27 protein-coding genes are annotated in these 25,795 nt (G+C 64.7%); 9 read left to right on the forward strand and 18 right to left on the reverse strand.

Annotated features, from left to right (window positions below):
• Positions 1-20 precede the first annotated feature (20 nt).
• Positions 21-1,124 carry an aminopeptidase gene (locus tag ACOZ4I_RS14665; protein WP_424000811.1) on the forward strand — a complete coding sequence of 368 codons (1,104 nt, stop codon included), beginning with the start codon at positions 21-23 and terminating at the stop codon, positions 1,122-1,124.
• A 264-nt stretch (positions 1,125-1,388) separates the two neighbouring features.
• On the opposite strand, the gene flaJ is transcribed toward ACOZ4I_RS14665, so the two are convergent.
• The 18 genes from flaJ to ACOZ4I_RS14755 form a co-directional block, all read right to left on the reverse strand.
• A complete protein-coding gene (flaJ, locus tag ACOZ4I_RS14670) occupies positions 1,389-3,137 on the reverse strand; it encodes an archaellar assembly protein FlaJ (protein ID WP_424000813.1) in 1,749 nt (582 codons plus the stop codon).
• A 2-nt stretch (positions 3,138-3,139) separates the two neighbouring features.
• A complete protein-coding gene (locus ACOZ4I_RS14675; protein WP_424000815.1) occupies positions 3,140-4,813 on the reverse strand; it encodes a type II/IV secretion system ATPase subunit in 1,674 nt (557 codons plus the stop codon).
• Positions 4,814-4,827: 14 nt separating this feature from the next.
• Complete coding sequence (locus ACOZ4I_RS14680; protein WP_162415070.1) at positions 4,828-5,586, reverse strand: ATPase domain-containing protein; 759 nt, start codon at positions 5,584-5,586, stop codon at positions 4,828-4,830.
• Positions 5,583-6,029 (reverse strand): flagellar protein G, encoded by a 447-nt coding sequence (locus tag ACOZ4I_RS14685; protein WP_162415069.1) that lies wholly within the window; start codon positions 6,027-6,029, stop codon positions 5,583-5,585. The genes ACOZ4I_RS14680 and ACOZ4I_RS14685 overlap by 4 nt, the downstream gene beginning before the upstream one ends.
• Position 6,030: 1 nt before the next feature.
• Complete coding sequence (locus tag ACOZ4I_RS14690) at positions 6,031-6,468, reverse strand: flagellin (protein WP_162415068.1); 438 nt, start codon at positions 6,466-6,468, stop codon at positions 6,031-6,033.
• Entirely contained in the window at positions 6,452-8,131 is a 1,680-nt protein-coding gene (locus tag ACOZ4I_RS14695; RefSeq protein WP_424000818.1) for a FlaD/FlaE family flagellar protein, read from the reverse strand. Before ACOZ4I_RS14695 ends, ACOZ4I_RS14690 begins: the two co-directional genes overlap by 17 nt.
• A 260-nt stretch (positions 8,132-8,391) precedes the next feature.
• On the reverse strand, positions 8,392-8,913 hold the full coding sequence (locus ACOZ4I_RS14700; RefSeq protein WP_424000820.1) for a chemotaxis protein CheD: 522 nt from the start codon (positions 8,911-8,913) through the stop codon (positions 8,392-8,394).
• Entirely contained in the window at positions 8,913-10,130 is a 1,218-nt protein-coding gene (locus ACOZ4I_RS14705) for a chemotaxis protein CheC (RefSeq protein WP_424000822.1), read from the reverse strand. Before ACOZ4I_RS14705 ends, ACOZ4I_RS14700 begins: the two co-directional genes overlap by 1 nt.
• A complete protein-coding gene (gene cheY / locus ACOZ4I_RS14710) occupies positions 10,131-10,490 on the reverse strand; it encodes a chemotaxis protein CheY (RefSeq protein ID WP_162415064.1) in 360 nt (119 codons plus the stop codon). It lies immediately after the preceding gene.
• Positions 10,491-10,579: 89 nt separating this feature from the next.
• Positions 10,580-12,655 carry a hypothetical protein gene (locus ACOZ4I_RS14715; RefSeq protein ID WP_424000824.1) on the reverse strand — a complete coding sequence of 692 codons (2,076 nt, stop codon included), beginning with the start codon at positions 12,653-12,655 and terminating at the stop codon, positions 10,580-10,582.
• Positions 12,652-13,128, reverse strand: coding sequence for a hypothetical protein (locus tag ACOZ4I_RS14720; protein WP_424000826.1), 477 nt, complete (start codon positions 13,126-13,128; stop codon positions 12,652-12,654). The genes ACOZ4I_RS14715 and ACOZ4I_RS14720 overlap by 4 nt, the downstream gene beginning before the upstream one ends.
• Positions 13,129-13,174: 46 nt before the next feature.
• On the reverse strand, positions 13,175-13,744 hold the full coding sequence (locus ACOZ4I_RS14725) for a DUF7500 family protein (RefSeq protein WP_424000828.1): 570 nt from the start codon (positions 13,742-13,744) through the stop codon (positions 13,175-13,177).
• A gap of 77 nt (positions 13,745-13,821) precedes the next feature.
• Complete coding sequence (locus ACOZ4I_RS14730) at positions 13,822-14,439, reverse strand: archaellin/type IV pilin N-terminal domain-containing protein (RefSeq protein ID WP_424000830.1); 618 nt, start codon at positions 14,437-14,439, stop codon at positions 13,822-13,824.
• 245 nt (positions 14,440-14,684) lie between these two features.
• A complete protein-coding gene (locus tag ACOZ4I_RS14735) occupies positions 14,685-15,311 on the reverse strand; it encodes an archaellin/type IV pilin N-terminal domain-containing protein (RefSeq protein ID WP_424000832.1) in 627 nt (208 codons plus the stop codon).
• Between the two features lie 270 nt (positions 15,312-15,581).
• A complete protein-coding gene (locus ACOZ4I_RS14740) occupies positions 15,582-15,857 on the reverse strand; it encodes a DUF7521 family protein (RefSeq protein WP_424000834.1) in 276 nt (91 codons plus the stop codon).
• 83 nt (positions 15,858-15,940) lie between these two features.
• The gene (locus tag ACOZ4I_RS14745) at positions 15,941-16,276 is read right to left on the reverse strand and encodes a helix-turn-helix domain-containing protein (protein ID WP_424000836.1); all 336 of its coding nucleotides are present in this window, start codon (positions 16,274-16,276) and stop codon (positions 15,941-15,943) included.
• A 154-nt stretch (positions 16,277-16,430) separates the two neighbouring features.
• Positions 16,431-17,156, reverse strand: a complete 726-nt coding sequence (locus tag ACOZ4I_RS14750; RefSeq protein ID WP_424000838.1) for an RAD55 family ATPase — start codon at positions 17,154-17,156, stop codon at positions 16,431-16,433.
• Between the two features lie 84 nt (positions 17,157-17,240).
• A complete protein-coding gene (locus tag ACOZ4I_RS14755) occupies positions 17,241-17,675 on the reverse strand; it encodes a chemotaxis protein CheW (RefSeq protein WP_424000840.1) in 435 nt (144 codons plus the stop codon).
• Between the two features lie 168 nt (positions 17,676-17,843).
• Between ACOZ4I_RS14755 and ACOZ4I_RS14760 the strand changes: the two genes are divergently transcribed.
• From ACOZ4I_RS14760 to ACOZ4I_RS14795, 8 genes are all read left to right on the forward strand, one after another.
• A complete protein-coding gene (locus ACOZ4I_RS14760; RefSeq protein ID WP_424000842.1) occupies positions 17,844-18,929 on the forward strand; it encodes a protein-glutamate methylesterase/protein-glutamine glutaminase in 1,086 nt (361 codons plus the stop codon).
• A gap of 2 nt (positions 18,930-18,931) precedes the next feature.
• On the forward strand, positions 18,932-20,896 hold the full coding sequence (cheA, locus tag ACOZ4I_RS14765) for a chemotaxis protein CheA (protein ID WP_424000844.1): 1,965 nt from the start codon (positions 18,932-18,934) through the stop codon (positions 20,894-20,896).
• Positions 20,893-21,702 (forward strand): CheR family methyltransferase, encoded by an 810-nt coding sequence (locus ACOZ4I_RS14770; protein WP_424000846.1) that lies wholly within the window; start codon positions 20,893-20,895, stop codon positions 21,700-21,702. Before cheA ends, ACOZ4I_RS14770 begins: the two co-directional genes overlap by 4 nt.
• 6 nt (positions 21,703-21,708) lie before the next feature.
• Positions 21,709-22,941 (forward strand): HEAT repeat domain-containing protein, encoded by a 1,233-nt coding sequence (locus ACOZ4I_RS14775; protein ID WP_424000848.1) that lies wholly within the window; start codon positions 21,709-21,711, stop codon positions 22,939-22,941.
• A 59-nt stretch (positions 22,942-23,000) separates the two neighbouring features.
• Positions 23,001-23,864 carry a CheF family chemotaxis protein gene (locus ACOZ4I_RS14780; protein ID WP_424000850.1) on the forward strand — a complete coding sequence of 288 codons (864 nt, stop codon included), beginning with the start codon at positions 23,001-23,003 and terminating at the stop codon, positions 23,862-23,864.
• Positions 23,865-23,945: 81 nt separating this feature from the next.
• Entirely contained in the window at positions 23,946-24,335 is a 390-nt protein-coding gene (locus ACOZ4I_RS14785; protein WP_424000852.1) for a 30S ribosomal protein S6e, read from the forward strand.
• Positions 24,336-24,341: 6 nt separating this feature from the next.
• Positions 24,342-24,770 (forward strand): DUF7112 family protein, encoded by a 429-nt coding sequence (locus ACOZ4I_RS14790; protein WP_424000854.1) that lies wholly within the window; start codon positions 24,342-24,344, stop codon positions 24,768-24,770.
• A gap of 99 nt (positions 24,771-24,869) precedes the next feature.
• Positions 24,870-25,748, forward strand: coding sequence for a CheF family chemotaxis protein (locus ACOZ4I_RS14795; RefSeq protein ID WP_424000856.1), 879 nt, complete (start codon positions 24,870-24,872; stop codon positions 25,746-25,748).
• The last annotated feature ends 47 nt before the right edge of the window (positions 25,749-25,795 follow it).

The following is a 25,795-nucleotide window of genomic DNA, read 5'->3' on the forward strand; positions in this document are numbered from 1 at the left end:
GCGCCGCCCGTGGCCGCGGTATGGACGACCGCATTCGCGAGCACGCCCGGACGCTGGTGGAGTGGAGCGCCCGCATCGAGGGCGGCGACGACGTGGTCCTCGCCGTCGACGAGGGCGCACACGACCTCGCTGTCGCCGTCGCCGAGCAACTGGGCGAGCGCGGCGCGAACCTGCTCTCGACGTACCAGTCCGACGAACTGACGCGAGCCTACCTTGACTCCCACGACGGTGAGTTCGACGAGAGCCCCGAGTACGAACTCGCGCTGTACGAGCGGGCCGACAGCGTCCTGTTTCTGAAGGGGGCGCGAAACACCGCGGAGACGGCCGACGTGGACGGCGACACGCGGCGGGCGTACTCGACCGCCCGGCAGGCGATCCGAGAGGCCCGCCTCGACACGGACTGGGTGTCGACCCAGCACCCGACGCGAGCGATGGCCCAGCAGGCCGGGATGGCCTACGCCGACTACCGGGACTTCGTCTACGACGCGACCCTGCGCGACTGGGAGGCGCTCGCCAAGGAGCAGGCCCGGCTGAAGGAGATTCTCGACGCGGGCGAGGAGGTCCGCATCGTCACGGACGGCACTGACCTCACGCTGTTCATCGAAGACCGCATCGCCGTCAACTCCGCGGCCAGCGTGGCCTACGACTCGCACAACCTGCCCTCGGGCGAGGTGTTCACCGCCCCCTACGACACCGCCGGCGTCGTCACCTTCGACGTGCCGATGACCATCCAGGGCCGCCGGGTGAAGAACGTCGAACTGACCTTCAAGGACGGCGTCGTCGTCGACTGGTCTGCCGAGCAGGGCGAGTCGGTCATCACCGAGGTCATCGAGACCGACGGTGGGTCGCGACAGCTGGGCGAACTCGGAATCGGCATGAACCGTGGCGTCGACCGGATCACGGACAACATCCTCTTCGACGAGAAGATGGGCGGGACGGTTCACCTCGCGCTCGGCCGTGCCTACGACGCCTGCCTGCCCGATGGCGAGTCCGGCAACGACAGCGCCGTCCACGAGGACCTCATCACGACGATGGGCGAGGGCTCGCGCCTCGAAGTCGACGGCGAAGTCGTCCAGCGAGACGGGCTGTTCCGGTGGGAAGACGGCTTCGAGGCCGAGGCGTAGCTGTCGCGGTACTGCGGCGTTGTCAGCCGGAAGCGGCCGGTGCGGTGCTGTGGGCCGGGAGTGGCCTCCGTGCCACGACCCGGGGAAGGGCAGGCCTGCCCGGTGCAGTACCGATGATGTACCGCGAGCGAAGCGAGCGGTTTCACTCCGAGCGCGCTCGCAGAGCGCGACTCGGAGGACGTTTTTAGCGTAGATTTTTGCGAGGAGCCCTCCCACAGCGACGCGACGCGCCGCGAGGAAGGGCGACGAAGTAAAAAGGTACTCTTAGATTGCGAGAAATTGCGACACCAGCCACTTCGTGAAGGTCCCGGTGACCGCGCCGATCCACGCGAGGACGACGAAGTGCAGGTAGGTGTTGGCGTAGTGGCCGCCGTCGACGGTCCGTATCATCAGCGCCGAGAGCATGGCCGAGAACATGATGATGATGATGAGCAGGAACTCGATGAGCGGGATGTTGTAGACGCTGGTGTTGATGAGCGAGGCGGCGTCGAGTCGGCTCCCGGTGCTCAGATTGAGCGACATGTCGGCGAGGATGTTGACGACCTGCAGGCCGATGAAGAAGGCGAACGTCGACGCGGCCGTCATCCCGTACAGCAGCCCGACGAGCGTCGTCGTCGCCTGCTTGCGCTTCTGGCGGAGCTGGAGCACCTGGTTCATGTTCTCGGAGATGAGTTCGCCCAGTTGCTTGGGCGAGCCACCCATCTCGCGGCCGATGAGGTACATCTCGGAGAACGTCTGGATGAGATACGAGCGACAGTCGGCGGTGAAAAATCGCCAGGCCGCGGTCGGTTCGATGCGCATGTTGAGCCGCTTGTAGAGGTCGTCAATGTTGTCGGTCAGCGGCCCGAAGTCCTTCTTGCGGAGCGTCCGCAACACCATCCCGGTCGTCGACTGCTTCGCGCCCTCGGTGGCACCGAGCGCGCGGATAAAGTTGGGGAACTCCTCGTCGCGGCCCTTGATGCGCTGTTCCTCCTGCCGGAAGACGATGCCGGGGATGAGCATGGGCGTGATGGGGACGGCCGCGTACAGGGGCAGCGGGACGGTGTCGAACATGAACAGGATGTCGTTGAGTGTCACCGGCGAGACGCCGAGCATCCCGCCGAGCGTGACGAACACGAGCAACAGCGACAGGCCGACGCCGGCGGCCATGGACTTGTCGAGGCGCTCCTCGATCGGCGAGGGGTACTCCTCGGGGTGGAACCACACGGGGTCGTAGGGGGACATCGAGCGGATGGCGAGGTAGAACCCGCTCTGGACGAAGACGAACATCACGATGACGGCGCTGACGGTCATGGTCGGGTTCGTTCCGGTCAGCACCGGCAGGACGACCGCGAACACCAGCGCGAACGTCATCGAGAGGATCATCGACAGGTAGAGGTCCTTCATGACCTCCAGGCTGTCGAGGGTGCTCTGATACACCGTCGAGTAGTGCTGGATGATCTGCTCCTGTTCGGTCAGGAGGTAGTCGTCGAGGCCCTGGCCGGCCCCGAGGGTGTACGCGAGGCGGTCGAAGAAGTCCGAAACGGCGCGGCTGGGGACCTGTTTCGCACGGCGGCGACAGGCGTCGTCGAGGCTGAGGTTCCAGGTGTCGACGAGCTGGACGATGCGGTGCATCTCCATCGCGAGTTCGCCGTACTCGTCTTCCTCGGCCAGGGTGCGAAACACCTCCATCCGGTCGATCTTCGTCGTCGCCAGCACGGTCATGTGGGTGATGAGCAGGTGAAAACGGTTGTTGAGCTCGCGCTTGCGCTGGCTCAGGACGATCTTCGGGTAGAAAATCGCCGATGACATGGCCAGGAAGCCCAGCAGGGGAATCGGGGCGCGAATCGAGAGCGGGAGGTCGAGCAGAAACGCGGCGATCGACGAGAGGACGAAGAAGATCACCGACGGGAGCAGTATCAGAAAGAGGTACCGCTCCACCGGCATCGACATGTGCCGGTAGGACTCGACGAGCCCCTGTATCGTCTCGGTGATCGTCAGATCCAGGTCGCTCTCGGCTTCGCCCTGGGCCATCGTTAGTCCGGCCGCGAAATGTTGAACGGGAGCCCTTCGACGCCGTCGCGCTGGAAGTCGGAGATGAAGTCGTTGACCTCGTGATAGCCCAGGATCCCCTCCTGCATGGCCCGCTCGATGATGTTCGCCCGGAACTGCAGGTCGTCGTAGATGTCGCGGGTGTCCTCGTAGCCGAGCAGGGTCGCGATCTGCTCTTCGAGGACGAAGGAGTTGTTCATCCCCTGGAAGATGATCTCGTCTTCGACGGGGTCCCAGTTGAACACCTGCCGGGTGACGACGCCGTCCATCTCCTTCGAGTACCCCTCGATCTCCTGAACGGACGTGACACGGCGCAGGACGCGGTCGCCCTGCTTGACGCGGTTCTGGAACAGGGCCACGTCGGCCACGTCCATGAACGTCTCCGGGACGTTGATCGGTTCGCCGGTGAACCGCTGGATCATCGAGACGATGTCGCTCGCGTGGAAGGTCAGCATCACCGGGTGGCCGGTCTGGGCCGCCTGGAACGCCATCCGACCCTCCTCACCACGAACCTCGCCCACGATGATGTAGTCGGGGCGCGACCGGAGGGCGGCCGCGACGAGGTCGAACATGTCGATGCTGGTCCCCTCGTCCTCGCCCTCACGGGTGAGCAGTTGCTGCCACGTGTTGTGCGGCGGCAGCACCTCGGCGGTGTCCTCCGCGGTGTAGATCTTGGCGTCGTCGGGGATGAACGAGGTGATGGCGTTCAGTGTCGTCGTCTTCCCGGACGCCGTCTCCCCGACGACGAACACCGTCTGCTCGTTCTCCAGACAGAGCCAGAGGTACGCCGCGAGCTCCGGCGACAGCGTCATCCACTTCGTGATCTGGAACACCGACAGCGGCACGTCGTCGCCCTGACGGATGGTGAGCGAAGGGCCCTTGAGGCTCACGTCGTCGGAGTAGATGAGGTTCAGACGCGACCCGTCCGGCAGCGTCGAGTCGACGATAGGGTCCGAGTCGGACACCGGGTCGCCCATCCGCTCGCCCATGTTGCGGAGCCACTGGTCGAACGCCTCCTCGGTCTCCCACTCGACGGTGGTCTCGAGCATCCCGTAGACCCCGTGGTCGACGTGGCACTCGCTGCGGCCGATGACGTGAATGTCCTCGTTGGCCGGGTCGCGCATGACCGGTTCGAGCGGACCGAGGCCGACGATATCGCGGTTCAGCCGGTAGAGGATGTTCTCGTAAGTCTCCTGGGTGACCTCGACGCTGCTCACGTCGGTGAGGTTCGACAGGCGCGTGAGGACGCCACTGTCGCTGTCTTCGTTGCGGATCTTCGTCGTCTCCTGGAGGAGTTCCTCGATGCGGTCGTCGAACTGGGCCTCGTTCTCCGGCGCGGGCTTGTTGACACTGCGCTGGAGCAGGCGGTTGCGGACCTTGCTGAACACCGTCCGCTCGTCGTCGTCCAGTTCGGGCTCGATGGCGTAGTACTTCGTGTCCTGGCCCACGTCCCCGTAGACGTGACAGAAGATGGGGCCGCCGACGGGATAGAGGACGTTAGGCCGATTTGACTCGTACTCGCTGTCGGCCTCGTCGATGAGCATCGGGAACTCGCCGGTGATCTGTTTGAACTTCTTCAGGTGGTCCCGCAGGTGTGGTCGCCGCGCTGCGATCTGCCGAAGTTCGTCCGACGGTTTCGCTCGTCCGTGATCTGTCATGTCTTAAGTCACCTCTAAGCGACGCTCCGCGATTCGATGACGATGCCGGTCCCCGAGCGCACGGAGAACCCGACGGTGTCACCGACCTGTTCGCCCATGCCGGCGAACCGGAGGACGTTGATCTGCCGGCGCACGTCGTTGCCGACCTCGATCATCTCCAGTTCGATGAACACGTCGGCGATGGCCCGGAACGGGCCGATCGCCTCCTCGTCCAGCGTCGACGGGTCGACGGTGAGCATGATGCACTTGCCCTGTGAGATCACGTCCCGGAAGTAGGAGATGACCTCCAGGGCGGCCTGGCGCTCCTCGTTCTGCCGGACGAGCGCCTCGAACTTGGGGTCGTTCCGGAGGATGGCGTCGAACGTGTCGATGACGATGACGTCGGCCTCCCACATCACCTCGGCCTCCATGAGCCGCTTGAGCAGTTCCTTGCGCTCTTTCTGCTCGCCGCCGGTGAGGGCGTTCGATTCGCCGATGTCGGCGTGCAGGAACAGCACGTTCTCGTCGAGGATGTGATCGACCATGTCGTAGGACAGCGAGTGCATCTGGTCGAGGAAGCTGCCGACGGTGAGCTCCGTCGAGAGGTACGTCACCTCGTGGCCTTCCTCGCAGAGGCCGTAGGTGAACCGCTGGCTCATGGCGGACTTGCCGGCCCCGTAGTCGCCCTCGACGAGGATGATACTGCCGGGTGGGATACCGCCGCCCAGTTCCTTGTTCAGCCGGTCGTGGTCGTCCAGTCCGAGCGAGAACAGGTCGGTGCTTGCGATGCTCATAGGTTGAACTCGAACACCTCCTCGTCGCCGTTGACGATGATCATGACGCGGTGATCGCCGCCGCTGAGGCTCTGGCTGATCTCGAGGCGGACCACGTCGCCGGCCCGCCAGGAGTCGCCGCCGTTCGGTTCGAGCGTCACCGTGTACTCGGTGGCGAACTGGCCGTCCACGAAGACGTCCAGCTGTCCGGGGACCGGCGCGAGCGTCTCCGACCCGGTGTTTTTCACGTAGAGCGTGATCGTGCCGCTGTCGTAGATCGCGTCGCTCCCGCCGTCGGAGATGATCTCGACGTCGCTCCGGACCTCGCTGCTCACGTCGAGGCCCTGCTCGGAGACGGCGTTGCTGAGTTCGCCGATGCTGCTCGTGAACACGCCGGCGACGCTCGCCGCGATGGCCATCGACGCGATGAACAGGATCAGGTGCGAGACGGAGACGCTCGCCATCTCAGCTCACCACCGCGGTGTCCGCGAGTCCGTTCTCGGTGACGACCTTCACTCGGCCGGGCCGGCTGTCGAAGGTCGTCACCGTGATCGTGAGCGTCTCCTGGGGAGCCCAGACGTCGGTCGACGCGTCGGCGTCGACGGCCGTGTCGTAGCCCGATTGGTAGGCGTTGTCGACCAGCAAGTCGGTGTCGCTCACCGCGAGCGTCGTCGAGCCGGTGTTCTCGACGGTGACGTCGAGGTCGTCGGTGCCGCTCGCGTTCCACGTCGCCGCCGTGATCTCGACCGCGGTGTTCTGCTGGTCGAGGAACCGGTCCTGCTGGGCGCCGCGCGCGTCCTGAACGCGCTCGAAGCTGTTCGCGGTCGCCGAGTAGAACATTCCGAAACCGATGAAGGCGGCGACGAAGATGATCGCCGCGGAGCCGCTAACGCTGAAGCCCATCGGAACCACCTCCGCCGACCAGTTTCGAGAGCATGACGGCGTCGGCCCCGCTGTCGCCGTCCAGTTGCGAGATGTATCGCAAGCTCTCCGTGTGGTGGTCGATAGAGAGCCCCGCCCCGGTGTCGTCCACGCCGTCGAAGCCGCGAAGGTACTCCTTGAGTTGGTCCGCGACGGACTCGTCGATCCAGTCGATCGTCTCGTAGTAGTCGATGGCGCGGGCCGTCTCGCGGTACCCGGAGTTCTGGACCAGGTACTCCAGCCACTCGACGATGATGAGGTCCGCCGCGAACCCTTCGGGCATCGTCGACAGGTACGGCTTCCCCCCATCGCCGTCCGTCGTCTCGGCGTCGTCGCCAGTTGCCGCGGAACCGGTGTCGGTGGACTCTGTGTCCGGTTCGGGCTCGGGCTCTGGCTCTGCGACCGGTTCTGGCTCGGGTTCCGGTTCTGGCTCGGGTTCCGACTCGGCGACCGGTTCGGGCTCGGGTTCCGGCTCTGGCTCCGTGACGGATTCGGAACCCGCGTCGGCCCCGTCGTCTGCCAGACCGTCGCCGTCGGCCCCGTCATCCTCGATGACCTCGTCGAAGAGGTCGTCGTCTGCGAGCGCGTCCTCGTCGCCGTCGTCCTCGGCCAACAACTCCCCGTCGTCGTCGGCCAGCAGGTCGCCGTCGTCCTCGAACTCGTCCTCGTCGGCGTCGGCTTCCTCGTCGCCCTCGGCCCACTCGGCGTCGCCGGACTCGTACTCGTCTTTGAGTTCGGCGAAGGACTTGCCGCCCTCGCCGTCGTCGCTGTCTCCGTCGTCGGTGCTCGCGTCGTCCATGCTCATCCCGTCATCCATACTCATGTCATCGTCTCCCGCGTCGTCGAAGTCGTCGAACTCCTCGTCGAAGGACCCGCCGTCGTCCTCGAAGCCGCCCATGTCGTCCCCCTCGTCCGGGAACACGTCGTCGACGCTGCCGTCGTCCATGTCCATACTGTCACCCATCCCCATGTCGCCGCCAGCGCCCTCAGTGAGGTCCTCGTCGAAGAAGCCTTCGGCGTCGGCGTTGGCGACGTCGTCGTCGATGTCCTCCTCCGGTTCGTCGCCGCCGTCGTCGAACAGCCCGAAGGAGCCACCGCCCTCGCCCATACCGCCCATGCCCCCGTCAACGTCGTCGGCGAAGGGGTTGACGCCGCGGGTGACCATCTCGTAGATGTCGAGCAGTTTCCGGACGTTCTCCTCCGTCTCTTCGACCGATTCGGAGATGCTCTCGTTCTCGGTCCGGACCGTGTTGACCGTCGAGGAGAGGCTGCCGACCTCGTTTTCCAGTTCGTCGAGTCGGTGTTCGAGTTCGTCGGTGTCCGGGCCGCTCGCGTCCTCCATGTCGCCGAAGTCGTCGTCGCCGAACCCGCCCATGTCATCGTCGTCGTCCAGGCCGCCGAGGCCGCCGAAGTCGTCGCCGCCGTCGCCGCCGTCGTCGGCCATCAGTCCGCCGCCCCCGTCGGCCATCTCGTCGCTGCCGTCGCTTCCGTCCTCGCTCTCGTCGTCCGACAGAATCGAGTCGAACATGTTCTTGATGCTCATGCCGACCAGCCCGCCCGTCAGGAGAACGAAGAGGACGGGTGCCAGACCGACCAGTACCGGCGAGACGGCTGCGGCCAGCGGCTCGAGAGCGAGACTACTCATCTTGCGTAATGGACGCTTCTGCTACCCTTCAATATTCCCCCTAGCGTATCATATCTGATAATAATTGACCAATTTTCCCTCTAAGAAGTCCTAAATAAACAATCTAGTTACTATCGGATTACATTTCAGATTAATTCCAGCTACGCAGAGAAAGAACTGAGAGTGAGGATCGCGTGCCCGGCAGACGGGTGGCAGACACCCGTCTGACGAGTCTGCGCGGGGCTACTCCAGAGATCTTCACGGGCGGTCACCGAGGTCTGTCACAACGTGAGAGACTTGGTGTTGGCGCTCTTGACGATGAGATCGCCGGTCGCTGTTTCGAGTTTGATCGAGCGGCCGTGATCGCCGCCGAGGTCCTCGCCGACGATCGGGATGTCGTACTCTTCGAGGGTCCGGCGGACCTGCTTCGCGTTGCGGGATCCGATCGACGATCCGTTCTCGGAGAAGTCGAGCATGTCGCTCCCGCCGGCGATCTTCGCCCGCATCGTGTCTGTCGTCGACCCCGCTGCTTCGAGCGCCTCCACGAGCACCTCGACGCCGGTGTCGGCGAACTTCGCGCGATTACCACCGTCGATGTCTGCCGCCGACGGGAGCATCACGTGGACGAGTCCGGCGGCTCCGTTGAGTTCGTCGTAGATGGCGACCCCGATGCAGGACCCCAGCCCGCTCGTGGTCAACAGCGCCGCGTCCGTCGTCACCTTGTACTCGGCGATGCCGACCTTGATTCGCTCGGGAGCGTTCTGGGTCGTACTCTCCGCCTGGCTGCCGTCGTATACTTTCATTATTCGAAGATCTGTTCCACGTCTGCCTGCGTCTCGTTCGCTCGCTCGACGTCGAGGGCTTCGAGCGCTTCGCGCAGTTCCTTCTCGTTCGGGAGAGCGAGGATCTCCGCCTCGAACTCGATGTCGTCAGTCTTCATCTCCGATTCGATGATGAAGGCGTGCTCCTGGTGCTGGCCGACCTGCGCCGCGAGTGGGTCGACGATGGCCCGCCCCATGTCGTGGACCACCCGCGGGGGCGTGTGCTCGACGGAGGTCTGGAGGACGTTGGCCCAGCCGTCGACGAACCCGCTGGTCATGATGTTGCCGAGTTCCTCGATGGCGGCCGTGTGCTGGTCGGTCAGTTCGTCGCTCTCCATCTCGATCGGCATCATCGCCTCGGCGACGGTGACCGCCGACACCTCGTCGAACAGCACCATGAGGTAGCCGCTGGGGGTTCCAGTGAACTCCACGACCGTCCCGACGTAGGTCTCCGTCCCGACCTGTTTTGGCACGTCGGTGATGGGCGCGAAGCTGATCTGGGTCACTTCCGCGTCCGTGGGGATGCCGGTCATCATCTCGACGTTGTCCGCGGCCTGCTGGGTCCCCTTCGTGGTCATCTCGTTGAACGTCTGGAGCTTGTCGATGGGGATGGCGTCGTCCTCGGTGTCGGCCTGTTCCATCATCAGCTCCGCGAGCGGCTCGTACTCCGGGAGCATGTAGATGTAGAAGTTCACGGACTCGTCGATCCACTCGATCTGAGACTTGAAGACGAAGACCTGCTGATAGTCGGCGTCGGTCGGCGCGTCCGGGAGCACGTCCGCCCCGGACTTCTCGATGTACTCCGGCGGCGAGTGATCGATGGTCGCCTCGACGTAGTCGGCCCAGCCGTCGATGAACCCGCTCATCATGATGTTGCCGATCTCCTTGACACCGCTCCGGGCCATCGCCTCGTCGGGGCTGTCGCCGGGCACGAGCGCGTCGGCGATCGTTGCGGCGCTGTCGGCGTCGAACACCAGCACGGTGTCGCCTTCGAGCACGCCGTCGAAAGCGAACTGCACGCCGACGAACTCGCGGCCCGTCAGCTCTTCCCCGACGTCGTCCCGATTCAGAAGCGTGATCTTGGTCACGTCGACGACGGCGTCGATGCCGGTCATCTGCGCCATCGAGCGCGTGGCTTCCTCGGCTCCCTCGTGAGCGAGTTGGTTGAACGTTCCGAGCGACTGGATGTCGACGTTCATCTATGAGGGCACGACGTCCTCGATGGCCTCGATCACGCTGGGTTTCTGGAACGGTTTGGTGATGTACCCGTCGGCCCCAGCCTTCACCGCCTCTTTCATCTTCTCTTCCTGTCCGACGCTCGTGCACATGATGACGTTGGCGTCGGGGTTGTTCGACTTGATTTCGTCCGTGGCCTCGATGCCGTCGCGGATGGGCATCACGATGTCCATCATCACGAGGTCCGGGGTCTCCTCTTTGAACACTTCGACGGCTTCGACGCCGTTCTCGACTTCTCCTACGATCTGGTGGTCCTCTTCCAGGATTTCGCGGAGGAGGTTACGCATAAATTCCGAATCGTCGGCGATCAGTACGTCTGGCATGCCTATCAAGGCTACATATCCCGATGAGTTAGATAAAGGTGTCCCGTAAATTATCGCGTGTGATATTATCGGGGACGGCAGCCGGGTCCCTACACCGCCGGAAGATACTCGACGGCCACGCGGACCACGTCGAGGGCGTGGGGGGCGTACTGGAAATAGAGCAGTCCCGAGAGCGCCACGAACGCCGTGGTCAGTCCGGCCGGGAGCGCGACGCCCACCGCGACGACCCGGGACGGAACGCGGTCCGGGGCGACGGTCCCGCCGACGACGGCCGCGGCGCAGACGGCCGCGCCGCCGAGGTTGAGGAGCGCGTGGAACTGCACGACCTCGCCGAGTGCCAGATCGAGACCGGCGACGACGGCGAGACAGAGCGCGGTTCCGCCGAGAGCGCTCGCGGCGTATCCGCCGACGAGCCATCGGGTCGCGTCCCGAGCGGCCCCGGTCACCGCCGGGAGGCGCGCGACGGCGTAGAGCAACAGGGGGACGGTGGGCAGGAGATACCGGACCGTGAGCTGTGAGTACAGCGGGAGCCGTTCGAGGTAGATGACGGTGAAGACGACGGCGAGTGCCGCGACGAGCAGGTCGGTCTGGGCCCGCGGGGAGTACTGACTCGGCAGGCGGCCGACCTCGCTCGCCCGCCGTCGGAGTAGTCGGACCCCGTAGATCGGGGCGGCCGCCAGCGCGCCCAGCACCGGCACGGATTCGAGCAGCGTGAGTTCGATGATTGCGTGTCCGTTGAGGTGATAGCGGACGCTTGGGATGTGCCCGCTTCGGAAGAAGACGTGCCACATCCGACCGAGGTCCGTCAGCGACTCGAACCCGCCGAATATCGCCGCCGGAACGAACGCCATCGCAGGCCCGATAACGTCGCCGACGCGCCCGACGATGGCGAGGAGTGGCGCGAGGACGGGAATCGCTCCGAGACCGCCACCGCCAGTTTCACCCGACGAGTCACCGCCCCCTTCGCTCCTGCTATTGCCGTCGCCGCCACCGTTCCCTCCGCTTTCATCACTGCCGTCGCTTCCGTCGCTCCCGTCGCTTGCGCCGTCGCCACCACCTGTGCCGGCCCCCGTATCGGAGTCGCCAGACGCCCCGTCGTCAGAGAACATCGTGTCCGGCACGAACTCGGCGTTGGCCCCGTCGACTCGCGGGAGCAGACGCGGGGGCTTTGCGGGGTTGCCGGAGATGAGGTAGTTCGTCAGGAGCATCGGCAGCGAGCCGACGAACAGCGCACAGCCGATCACGAGGAGGTCGGCGAGCGCGTTCCGTCGCGCTGTCACGAGGTCGACGACGCCGAGCGTCGCGACCAGGAAGAACCCCTCGAAGGCGTGCGTCCAGGTGACGAGCGCCGCCGTCAGGTACGCGCCAGCGCGGAACGCCAGCGCCCGGCGGAAGCGGTCGTCATCGTACGCGATCCGGCTGCGAGCGAACGCGTAGACGGTCGTCAGCAGGAGCGCCGCGACGAGAACGTGACGCTTCGGGAGCGACGCCCAGAAACCGACGGAGGAGGCGAGACCGACGGCCGCGCCGGCCGCCAGCGCCACCGACCGGCCGTGCCACAGCCCGACGAGCCGATACAGGACGAGACCGGTCGTCGCCGCCGCGAGCATCGTCGAGAACTGGAACGCGGCCAGCGCGAGTGCAGTGTCGGGGAGCGCCGTCGCCGACGAGACCCCGAGCAGGAACAGTGCCGTGACGACAGCGCTCCCACCCCACAGGATCGCCCGCCGCGACACGCCTGTGTGGCGGGAGCCGAGCGTCCCCAGTTGCGAGACGAACGCCAGTGCCAGCCCCGACCAGAGGCCCAGCAGGAGCAGTCGCGGGGCGACGAGCGCCGAGAGGCCCCGGAAGGCCCAGACGAACGGGACCGCGAGTGCCACCTGCCCGTAGTTCCGCCCGTAGAGCTCGCCGCCGACGTGGTGGAGTCCCGGCTGGGAGCCGAGCGTCAGCGAGTAGGGCGTCTCGACGACGTTCAGGTGGCCCTCGGCGACGGCCACGAGCGTGTTGGCCGTGGTGTAGGTGTCGGCGATGAAGATGCCGACCCGCCAGTACAGCGAAAAGGCGACGAGCAGCCCGAGCCAGAGCGCGACGCCGTACCGGTCGCCGAAGACGCGGCGAGCGATCGCCCGTCCCCGGTCCCCGAGCGTGTCGCGGCGACGGCTCATTCGACCACCGCCACGGTGACGTTCTCGTCGTACACCGTCTCGGACGCCTCGAAGCTCTGGACGGTGATTCGCACGGTGCCGTTGTACGACTCCCGGCCCACCGAAGAAGGCTCCAGTGCCCGGTCACCCGGGGCGAGTCGATACGTCCCGGCCGTCGAGAACACGCGTTCAGAGGTCATCGAAACGTCCAGACGGGGCACCGAAATCTGGTAGAGCAGTCGCGGCCGCCCCGTCACTCCGTCGACGGCGACGGACGCGTCCGGGACTCTGAGGTACGGAACCGCGGTCCCGAAGCGGCCGTCCGTGACCCGGAGGTGGGCGGTGTCCACGTGAACTGCATCGATGGAGGCGGTCCCGTCACCGATGGTCGTGGCCCGCGGCTCGAACCCGCCGATACCGACGAGCGGCCCGGTGGCGACGAGCGTCGCGAGAACGAACAGGGCCGCGACTGCCGGGGGCTCGAATCGGTCCATTAGCTACCCCACCAACCGCCGTGGCCGCAGTTAAATCCCTCGCCGCTCAGAACTGGACGCCGTCGTCGTCCTCGACGGCTTGCAACAGGTCTGCGATGGAGTCGTCGGGCGAGAGCTGCGTCGACTTGACCAGCTCTCGGACGGCCCCGGGCGGGTAGCGGACCGGGACGTTCGACTCCGAGAGCAAGATTCCGAGCACGTCCTCGACCGCCGTCGAACCGTCCATCTGCCGGCCGTACCAGAGCATGAAGCTCTCGAAGACCGTGACGATGTCGTTCGAGACCAGCTGTTGCTGGTCGACCTCGCCGTCGAACTTGGCGGTCACGTCGAACCCGTACCGGGCGTTCGAGTCCGCCATCTGCTCTGCGAGCCACTGGTGGACGTTCGCGTCGGTGAACTCGGGTTCGGGCGGATCCTCTTGCGGTGTATCCGACGGGTCTGACGCCGAATCCGACGGGATCTGGTTCCCGTAGGAGTCGTCGGTGCGGACGTCCGAGGAGACGACGTACCGACCCTCGTCGATCTCGGTGACGTGCTCGTCGTCTGCGATGTCGAGCTCCTCGGGCGAGAGAACCTTGCCTTCTTCCGGATTCGATTCGTCTGACCGCCGTGCCATACGTTGTACTGTGTGAGGAAGTGGTATAACTCCGTCGCCGTTCGAACTGAGAGATCGTCAAGAAAAGAAACGCGAACTTAGAGGCTGACGGCGGAATTACCAGACAGAGTCTCCGGGACCACGAGGCGAACCGTGCTCGTCCCGCCGGACTGGGTGTTCAGGCGGATCGTCGCCGTCTCACCTTCGCCGAGACCGTCGCCGTTGCCAGACCCGCGGATCTGTTCCGCGCTGAAGAGGATCGCCGCTCGGTCGGACGGGTCGTTGAGCACCTGACTGCTCGAAATCGAGCTGTCGTCGTCCTGAATCCCACTCACGGCGAATGAGGTACCGTCGGGGTCACTGGCGCTGTCGTACGTGAGGTCGTAGGAGCCGGTCGAGTCGACCCACTGGGCGATCGTGCTCCCGAGGTCGATGTTCCCGGCACCCGGAGCCTTCTTTACCGTCACCTTCACCGTGTTGATGGTGTTACTCGCGCTCTGGATGTCCTCGCCGACGCTGTTGACGACCTGCAGTCGGTTGGTCACCTGGTCGCTGCTCTGTTGTCCAGTTTCCTCGGCGCTGCTCTGCAGGAAACCGGCCGTGTTGATCAGGACGCCCGCGGCGATCGCCGCCACCAGCACCATCGCGATGAACACGATCAGCGTGCCGATACCGACCTGCCCGCGGTCGTCGTCGTTCGTGAGTTTCGTTAACATTGGTTGTCCGGGCCTGTCTGACCCTATCGATACCGTTCCTTTCACGGGTAATAATACCTCTCCCCGAATTATCGGCTGTGATAACACTATTTCATATGCAGAATAACGCCCAATAACAGGCGGTACAGAAGGTAGGTTCAGACTCGAAAGTAATACTCGGAGTGCCTGTACGAGACGAACGATACTGCGTGAGTTGCGGCGAGAACCGTCGTCGAAGCGAGACGGAAAATGAAAGAGCGGTGTTCCTACAGCGTGACGGCGGAATTACCAGACAGAGTCTCCGGGACCACGAGGCGAACCGTGCTCGTCCCGCCGGACTGGGTGTTCAGGCGGATCGTCGCCGTCTCACCTTCGCCGAGACCGTCGCCGTTACCGGTACCGCGGACCAGTTCGGCGCTGAAGATGATAGACGCCCGGTCGGACGGGTCGTTGAGGACCTGACTGCTCGAAATCGAGCTGTCGTCGTCCTGCACGTCTGAGACGCCGAACGAGGTGCCGTCGGGATCGGGGTCAGCCGCGTACCCGCTCGAGGTGAGGTCGTAGGAACCGGTCGAGTCGACCCACTGAGCGATCGTGCTTCCGAGGTCGATGTTCCCGGCACCCGGAGCCTTCTTCACCGTCACCTTCACCGTGTTGATCGTACTACTCGCGCTCTGGATGTCCTCGCCGACGCTACTGACGACCTGCAGTCGATTGGTCACCTGGTCGCTGCTCTGTTGTCCAGTTTCCTCGGCGCTGCTCTGCAGGAAACCGGCCGTGTTGATCAGGACGCCCGCGGCGATCGCCGCCACCAGCACCATCGCGATGAACACGATCAGCGTGCCGATACCGACCTGCCCGCGGTCGTCGTCGTTCGTGAGTTCCGTTAGCATTGATTATCCGGGCCTGTCTGACCCTATCGATACCGTCCCTTTCACGGGTAATAATACCTCTCCCCGAATTATCGGCCGTGATAACAGTTGGTTCAGGCCGATTTCAGGGGATGTGCGAGACAGGCAGTCGCAGAGCGAAACGGTAGCAGACGTCGAGAAATGCGAATTACGAGATCGAGAGAATCGATATCAATGCTGAATCTCGAGTCGGAACAGCGACCCCGAAGAAACAGACACCACCGCGAGCGCATGCACGAGCTGCCACGACCGCTACTCGTAGGTGACGAGACTGTACATGACGAACAGGTACCCGAACGTGGTCAGGCCGCTGTTCACCAGCAGGAGCGATCGGACTCCGCTAAAGTCGTTTATGAACGCACTGATCATCGTGGCGGCCGCCCCCGCGATCGCGAGCGAGAACCCAACCGAGAGGTGGAGCATCGCCTGCCGGGATGTCTGGACGTACGCCCGCATCGCCATCCCGACCATCGTCAGTCCGGCCACGACGAACACCAGCGTCGAGATGGCATAGAGAAGTTCTATCATCTGCACTATCCGGGCCTACACTGATCCCATTATTAAATCCACGCACGAAAATATCGCCGCTGATAACGACAGGGAACGGGGCGTTACCGTTCGGAGAGGGTCCGCCAGGCCTCGTCGAGTTTGTTCGTCACCTCGGACCGTTCTTCGACGTGGACGGTCAGTTCGTCCTCGAAGTCGACGCGCACCTCGTCAACGTTCCGCCGGTAGACCTTGATCCGACGGCGGTCGTCGGAGAGGATGTTGTCGTGGAGTTCGAGCAGGTCGTGTTCGGTGAGCTCGTCGATGCGGCGATAACACGTCGCGATGGGGATCCCGAGATCGTCGCTGAGTTCCTGTGCGGACACGGGTTCGTCCGTCGCATCGAGGATTTCGGCGCTGTATTTATTGCCAAGCGTCTGAAGAATCTCCCCTGAGGCCATCGTTATCAAAACATAAATTCTGTCGATAATAAAGCTATCGCCTGTGATATCGGCGACCCAGCCCGGTGATCCGCTGACGAACGCAGAGGTTCGAAACGTCAGGTAGGATATCTGTACCCGCCGTTATCCGCAATAATAACGAGTTATCGTGTCGTTATATCGGCGATTCTTCTTCGCTCATCATCGAGAAGGCGCTCGCGTTCTGGTGGACCTTGATTCCGCCCGCGTCGATCTCCATCGGATAGATGTCCGTCTCGATGTTCTGCTTTCGCATCTTCGCGACCCAGACGTATCGGCTGACGCCGTTCTCGGTCGGCGTCTGAATGAGATAGATGTTGCCGTCGGTGAGGTAGTTCTCCAGTCCGATCTCGGTGTCCGGGAAGACGGCGCCTTGCTCGTTCGTCATCAGCGTGGTGAGTCCGCTGTCGCTGAGAATGTCGGTGAACTTCAGGAGGTAGGTCCGCTTCTCCTTCTCGTTCTCGAAGAACAGCGCGAACATGGCGAGGGAATCGAGCACGAGTCGGTCGTAGTCGCCCTCCTCCAGTTCTTCGAGGAGGATGTCGAGCGAGGAGGTAAAGTCGTTCTCGCGGAGCAGGACCTGCTTGTCGTAGATCTTGATGTCGCCGTTCTCGACGAACTCCCCCCACTTCTCGAACCCGATCGACTCGGCGGCCTCGCGGAGGTCCTCTTCGTCCTCCTCGAACGAGAGATAGATCCCCTTCTCGTCGAACTGCTCGACGCCGTTGTAGATGTACTGGAGACAGAGAATGGACTTCCCAGCGCCCGGATTACCACTCACCAATGTCGTCGAGTTCTTGACAATGCCCCCGTTCAGAATGTCGTCGAGGCCTTCGATCCCCGTTTTGGTTTGCTCTATCATAGGTCAGAGTTAGCTAGTCGATTAGATACTTTTCAGTCGGGAATGTTAAAAAGTCTTGCTGGTATCCCGCCACAGCGCCCGGATTCAGTTCCCGGCGTGGACGATCGCGGGATCGACCCAGATGACGAAGCTCTCGTCGCGCTTGACGACGCCGCGGATCGAGCCGGTGTCGTTGGCCGGCGACTGGTCGACCTGGTCGGGAGTGACCTGCACCACCTGATAGACCTCGTCGACGAGCCAGCCGGCCGCGCCCTGGTCCTCGACGATATCAGGGTCGAAAACGATGATGCGTTTCTCCGCGCCCTCGTCGTCGATGCCGAAGACGACCTTCGGGTCGACGATGGATGTCGTGCGCCCGCGAAGGTCCATGACGCCCCGGACGTGGGGCGGCGCGTTCGGGACGGTCGTGAGCTCGCCCACGTCGACGATTTCGGTGACGTAGTCGATGCTCACGCAGTACGTCTCGGACCCGAGCTGGAACTCGAGCACCTGGCCGGTCGTGGCTGACTGGGCTGACATAGAACTCTTGATCGTCTGTCTCGGACAGGACCGCATAAAGCTGCCTCCTGGGCTATCAACTTTGATTACGTGGGCGGAGTATTTATTTCGGGGCCGAACGCGATTTCGAGGTAGGTATGAGGATGTCTCGTTCGCTGATGCGCCCTGCGTTCCGGGAGCGTCAGTGACATGGTAGGTGGTGTCCGCGCCGTGGTCGCAGACGATTCCCACTTTATGCGGAGCGTCATCTCCGATATCCTCGACGACGGGGGAATCGACGTCGTCGCGCAGGCACGCGACGGGGAGAACGCGGTCGAGGCCGTCATCGAACACGAACCGGACGTCGTGACGATGGACGTCGAGATGCCCGTGATGAACGGTATCGAGGCCACGGAGCGCATCATGGCCGAGCGGCCGACGCCGGTAGTGATGCTGTCGGCACACACCGACGAGAACGCCGACGTGACCTTCGAAGCGCTCGATAAGGGCGCGGTCGACTTCTTCACCAAGCCCGGCGGCGAGGTGTCGATGGAGATGTCCAGACTGAAAGACCAGCTGGTCGAGATGGTCGTCTCCGTCGCGGAGGTCGACGTGACAGCGGCGGGCGGACAGACACGGTCCCCTGCGTCTTCCGAGCGATCGACGACGAGCCAGTCATCGTCGTCAGCCGAATCCGGCGGCACCTACGTCGAGAACCCGACGCTCGTCGTCGGCTCGTCGACCGGTGGCCCGAAGATGGTCGAGAAGGTGATGCAGAACCTTCCCGCGGCGGCTGACCTCCGCGTGCTCATCGTTCAGCACATGCCCGAGGGATTCACCGGGCGATTCGCTGAGCGGATCAACGCTCGAAGCGAGTACGACGTCCGCGAAGCGACAGACGGGGCACGCATCGGCGGCGGCGAGGGACTCGTCGCCGCGGGCGACCGGCACATGCGGGTCAAGAACTACCGGAACGGGCGGCTCCGAGCGCGCCTGACCGAGGACGCGCCGGTCAACAGCGTCCGCCCGGCGGTCGACGTGACGATGGAGACCGCCGCGGAGACGATCGACGATCCCCTCGTCGGCCTCATCCTCACGGGGATGGGCGAGGACGGGGCGGACGGCATCCGACGAATCAAGGCGGCCGGCGGCAGCACCATCGCACAGGACGAGGCCACGTCCGCAGTGTACGGGATGCCAAAGCGCGCCGTCGAGACGGGCTGTGTCGACTCGGTGTTACCGATCGACGATATCGCAGACGGCATTATGGACACGATAACTACTGAGGAGAGCTAACAATGAACGACCAATATCTGGACGCATTCATCCGCGAGAGCGAGGAAGCGATCACCGAACTGAACAACTCGCTGCTCGACCTGGAATCGGACCCCTCCAACACGGAGGCGATGGACTCGATCTTCCGGACGGCCCACACGCTGAAGGGGAACTTCGGCGCGATGGGTTTCGACGACGCCGCGAACCTCGCACACGCGATGGAAGACCTGCTGGACGAGATGCGTCAGGGCGAGATGCAAGTCACGCCCGACCTGATGGACCTCGTCTTCGCCGGAGTCGACCAGATCGAAGTCATCGTCGGCGAGATCGAAGAACACGGCGAGTCACAGACCGAGACCGACGAGATGGTCGCGGAACTGCGCGCGGTCCTCGAAGAGGGCGCGGCCGCTGCCGGCGACGGCGCGACCGACTCCGGCGCGGACCCGACGGGCGACGCGCCCGAAGAAGTCGTCGACAGCGTCGATATCGACGCCGAATCCGTCGAGGACCGGGTCCTGCGGGCCGAGATCAGCGTCGGCGACTCGGACATGCTCGGGGTCGACGCGATGCTGGCCGTCGAGGCGATCGAAGAGCGCTTCGACCTCCTCGACTCGACGCCGGACCGTGCAGACATCGAGGACGGGAAGTTCGACGGGACGTTCGTGCTCTACCTCGACGCGCCCGACGCCTCGACGGCGGACGCCGAACTCGGCACGACCGGCAAGGTCGACTCCTTCGACGTGACCGACGTGACCGACGAGGTGACGGGCGCGGCGAGCGCGGCGAGCGCCGGTGACGAGCCCACGGACGTGGCCGGCGACGGCTCCGACCCCGAACAGGAACACAGCGTCGACGAGATCAAGTCCGTTCGCGTAGACGTCGACCAGCTCGACGACCTTCACGGGCTCGTCGAGCAACTGGTCACCAGCCGGATCAAGCTCCGGCGCGGCGTCGAGCAGAACAACCTCGACTCGACGAGCGAGACGCTGAACGAACTGGACAAGATCACCGCGAACCTCCAGAACACGGTGATGGACATGCGGCTCATCCCGCTGAAGAAGGTCGTCGGGAAGTTCCCGCGACTGGTTCGCGACCTCGCACGGGACCTCGACAAGGACGTGGAATTCACCATCGAGGGCGAGGACATCGAACTCGACCGGACGATCCTCACCGAGATCTCGGACCCGCTGATGCACATCCTGCGTAACTCGGTCGACCACGGGATCGAGTCCCCCGACGAGCGCGAAGCGGCCGGCAAGCCCCGCACAGGCCACATCACGCTGCGGGCGTCCCGCGAGCGCGACCACGTCATCATCGAGGTCGAGGACGACGGCGCAGGGCTCGACGTAGAGGGCATCCGGAACAAGGCCATCGAGAAGGGCGTCCGGTCACCGGAGGAACTCGACGCGATGGACGACTCCTCGGTGTACGACCTCATCTTCCACCCCGGCTTCTCGACGGCCGACGAGGTGACCGACACGAGCGGGCGCGGGGTCGGCATGGACGTCGTCCACGACACGGTCTCGCAACTCGACGGGTCGGTCAACGTCGACTCCGAGCCAGGCGAGGGGACGACCGTCTCCCTGCGCCTGCCCGTGACGATGGCCATCGTCAAGGTGCTGTTCGTGAAGGTCGGCGACGAGGAGTACGGCGTCCCGATCAAGAACGTCGACGAGATCACCGGAACCGACGCCGCGAAGCAGGTCAACGGCAAGGAGGTCATCAAGCACAACGACGAGATCTACCCGATCGTCCACCTCGACGACACCTTCGACATCCAGGGCGAGACGGCCAACGGCGACGGGATGCTCGTCCGCATCCGCGAGTCCGAGCGTCAGGTCGCACTCCACTGTGACTCGGTCGACAGCCAGGAAGAGGTAGTCGTCAAACCCCTCGAAGGCATCCTCTCCGGGACGCCCGGCCTCTCCGGAACGGCCGTGCTGGGCGACGGGAACATCGTCCACATCCTCGACGTGGTGACGCTATGAACACGGGCAGCGAGCGGACGTTCGACGATCTCGTCGAGTTCATCGGCGAGGAGATGGACTTCGAGTCGGGCTTCTACAACGACTCGTACCTCGACCGCCGCATCACCGCACGGATGCGCCGGACGGATACCGAGGACTACCGCGCCTACCAGCGACTGCTGGAGCGCGACGACGGCGAGCGCGAGGAACTGCTCGACTCGCTGTCGATCAACGTCACCGGCTTCTTCCGCAATCCCGAGGCGTGGGAACACCTGCGGCCGGTCCTGCGGGAACTCACGGAGGAGAACCGCCGCGTCAAACTCTGGTCCGCCCCGAGCGCGGACGGGCGGGAGCCGTACTCGGCGGCGATGCTCGCGCTCGACGATCCGGAAATCGACGCCCGGCGCGTCGAGATCACGGCGACGGACATCAACGCCGACATCCTCGAGGAGGCGCGAGCGGCGACGTACGCCACGTCCCAGACGACCGACATCGCCGAGGAACTGGAGCCCCTCGACGACTACACCCAGTACATCGAACAGGACGGCGACACGTTCACCGTCCGGGACCGGGTCAGGGACATGGTCACCTTCGAGCAACACGACCTCATCCGGGGCGACCCCAAACAGGACTTCGACCTCGTGTTCTGTCGGAACCTCCTCATCTACATCGACGCCGAGTTCAAGGTCCCCATCTTCGAGACGATCCGCGGGTCGCTGCGGGAGGGCGGCTACCTGATGATCGGCATGACCGAGACGCTGCCGACCGAGTGCCGGAACGACTTCGACCCGGTCGACAAGCGCCACCGGATCTACAAGCGAGTGTAGCGACCGATGAGCCTCTACGAACTCGAACGCGACGGCAAGGCACAGGAACTCATCCGCCTGCTCAGGGAGAGCGACAACGAGCGGGTCACGGCACGCGCCGCCGAGCTTCTGGGGAACTTCGACGACCACGACGACCGCCGTGACGTCGTCAACGCACTGGTTCGGGCGGCACAGGGCGACAGCGACGCCGTGACCGCTGCCGCAATCGACTCGCTCGACGAACTCGGCGACGACGCCATCACCGAACTCATCGGGAGCATGGCCGGCGTCGACCTCGAAGACGACGCCGCAGACTGGGTGAAAGCGAAGGCGTACATGCAGGCACTCGACGCCGACGTGGCCGAACTTCGGATGGCGGCCGCGAACGGCCTCGGGAACCTCGACCAGGCCGACGCGGTCCCGAAGCTCACAGAGCGCTTCGAGGACCCCGACCCACGCGTTCGGGCGCGGGCGGCGCGCTCCGCCGGGAAGATCGGGGATTCGCGGGCGACGAATCCGCTCGAGAACGTCCTGACGGACCCGAAAGCCGCCGTCAGGCGCGAAGCCGCCGACGCCCTGGGTAACATCGGGAACCGGCAGGCGCTCCAGGCGCTCCTCCCGCTGTACGAGGACGACGACGAGCGCGTCCGCCGCATCGCCGTGGGCGCGTTCGGCAACTTCGGGAACGACCGCCCCGTCGACTACCTCGTCGAAGCGCTGTCGGACGACTCGGCGGCCGTCCGGCGCACTGCGGTGTACTCGCTCATCGAACTGCTCTCGAACGTCCCCACGGAGCAGAGTCACGAGATCCGCGACACCGTCGTCGAGAAGCTCTCGAACACGGACGACCGGAGCGTCGTCCTCCCGCTGGTCGAGATCTTAGAGGAGAGTACGCAACCGGCCCAGCGACGCAACACCGCCTGGCTGCTCGGGCGAGTCACCCACGAGGCGGAACGCGACCGCGTCATCGACTCGCTCGTCGACGCACTCTCCGGGGACGACCAGATGCTCCGACAGTTCGCCGCCACTTCGCTCGCGGAGCTGGGCGGCGACGACAACATGGTGGAGCGGCGGCTGCTCGATATCGTCGAAGACGACGGCGTCGACCCGCAGATACGGGGCCAGGCCATCTTCACGCTCGGGAAGGTCGGCGGCGAGCGCTCCCGGAAGACGCTCGACAGGCTCATCGACGACACCGAACACGACGTGATTCGAAAGAAGGCGTTCTCGGCCATCTCGAAGCTCGGTGGTCGCGTATGAGCCGGCCGAGTGCATTAAGACCCGCCGGGGCGTACGTCACGTCGACAGTTAGCTGACCGATGAGCGACGGAGAACACGCGCTGGTCGACACGAAGGGGAAGTTCGTCCAGGTCGTCTCGGATGGGCGGAAGCGAAACGACATCGAGTGGCTACCCGGTCGAATCCTCCTGTCGAACAAACGGCTGGTTCTCGCGACGAACCAGGGCAAGCGGACCATCCCGCTGTCGAAGCTCACCAGCGTCACCGCCAGCCAGATGAACCAGTCGCTGGCGCAGGTCGACAGCTACGTCAAGCTACAGGCCGGTCGCGACGTGACGCTCGTCTCCGCCAGACAGGACGAGGAGTTCCAGTCGAAGCTCTACAGCACCCTGCTGGACCAGATCGTCATCCTGGTCAAACACCCCGCGGTGAAAGGCGGCGTCGTGCAGGACGCCGGCTGGGAGAAGACCCGACTCAAACTCGACGGCGACTGCCTCAACCTCGCCATCTCCACGGGCACGTTCGTCGAACTCGACATCGACGACGTGGGAACCGTCGAGGCCAAAGAGAAGGAGATCCGCGGCGACGAGCGCCCGGTTCTGGAGATCGAACACACCATCGAGGGGACCAGCGTCGAGACGCACGTCTCCGGGATGCCCCGGCACGTCTCGCTGCTCGAGGGACTCGTCCGCCAGGGCGAACAGCGCAACATCGCCGACGACGTGGACCTCTCCGACGAGGAGACGCAGGTCCTGATGGCGCTGTACTCGGGCATCTCGCCGTTCAAGATCCCGGACTTCGTCGACATGGAAATCGAGGAGGTCGAGGACGTCTACGACCGGCTCATCGAGTCGGAGATCCTCGAACCGGTTCGGACACGCCGGGAAGTGCAACTCGAAGCGCGCGGGCGGTCCATCGCGAGCGACGCGATGGCCGACCAGTAGCCTCGCGGGCCCGCGTCAACGAGTCACAGTGGTGAACGACGGTTCGACGCGTTTTTGAAGCGCGGTCAATACCACACAGGTATGGCAGAATTTACGGTCGCCGTTTCCGACCCGGAGAGCGGCCACACCTACCAGATCGACGTCGACGGACAGGACGCCAACCGATTCATCGGCCGCGAGCTCGGCGACGAGGTCGACGGCGGCGCGGTCGGCCTCGACGGCTACACGCTCGAACTCACCGGCGGCTCCGACACGGCCGGCCGACCGATGCGCCCCGACGTGCGCGGCGTCGCGACGAAGGAGATCATGTCCGACGGCGGCGTCGGCTTCGAGCCGACCACCGACGGCGAGCGCAAGCGTATCACCGTCCGCGGCCGCGAGGTCAGCGACGACACGCGCCAGATCAACGCGAAGATCACGGGTCGCGGCAGCGGCGAGGTCGACGACCTGCTCGGCGGCGACGACGAGTAAGCCCGCGTGCCGGACCGCGTTCCCAGCGACCACGACACCGTCGAGACACGTCGCGTGGCCGTCGAGTCGGTCGGCCGGACCGACCGACCGCGCGTCGTGCTCCCGGCGGACCTCGGCCTCGCCGAGGGCGACACCGTTCGGCTGGCGCTCGACGGCGACACCTATCACGCCGCCGTCGGCGAGAACTTCGACGGCGAACCGATACTCTCACACGTCGCTGACAACCGCCGCCTGGCCCGCGAGGGCGATGGACCGAATCGCCTCGCCGAGTGGGTGGCGTCGAGCGAGGTGACCCTCGGCGGGTCGGCCCACCTCGACGTGATCACCGCCGGCGAGGAGTACGGCCTCCGGACGCCCGGCAAGCGCGTCGTCTACACCGCGACCGACGGCCCGGACTCGTCGCTGTCGGACATCGCCAGAAACCTCGACAACTGACGGCAGTTCGCGCCGCTCGCTCGGATTCGCCCGATTTTCTCAGTTGATACTCGCGCGAAACGCTCAATATCGGGGCTGCTGTAGGTTCGACAACGCTCGATGTCGGAATCAGTGATCGCGGATTTCGTCGGCAAATTCAACTCCGAGGTGGCCTCACGGGGCGACCCCATCAAGGGCCGCGTCGTCCTCTCCCAGAAGCGACTGGTGTTGGCCGCAAGCGAGACGGACAAGCTGACGATTCCGCTCGACTCCATCTTCGACATCGCCATCGGGCAGGTCCCGCCCGACCTCGGGGACTTCTTCGACTCGACGGTGACCGTCGCCTTCGAGCGCAACGGGCGGCGTCTCATCGCCGCGGTCGAGGCCGACAACGAGAAGATCGAGAAGTTTGGGACCGTCCTGTTCAAGGCCGTCATCAACGGGACCGAGACCACGGTCAAAGAACGCGCCCGCGTCGGCGGTCGCGTCACCGACGACCCGTTCAAGACGGCACGACTGTTCCTGACGGCCGGGACCGTCGAGTTCCGTCGTGACGACGGAGCGTTCACGATCGACCTCAAGACCGTCTCCGACTTCGAACGGGACACGCGGGAAATCGGCGGCGCGAAGCGACCGGTGCTGACGGTCCGCCACATGAAAGACGGGACCGCCATGACGACGCAAGCGGCGCTGGCCTCCGGCCGGAAGATGGCCATCCTCGGACGCTACCTCCGCCGGGAGTACTCCGAACTCATGGAGGAACTGCGGAACGTCGAACTCACGAAGGACAAGAAGGAGGTGCTGGTCGCGATGTACTCCACCGGCGACATGGACGGCATGCCGCTTGCCAGCATCCTCGGGAAGGACTCCTCGCAGGTGTCGATGATCCTCCAGGACCTCTCCGAGGACGGCCTCATCCAGGACGGGGCCGACGGCCCGACGCTCACGCCGACCGGGAAGGTCGTCGCCAGCCGACACCTGGAAGACGTGAACGCTTGACTGGGACGACGCACACTCGCGGCGCAGTCAGCGGCTGTCGGAACCGC

The sequence above is a fragment of the Haloarcula salina genome, from assembly GCF_049603855.1.
GTDB lineage: Archaea > Halobacteriota > Halobacteria > Halobacteriales > Haloarculaceae > Haloarcula > Haloarcula salina_A.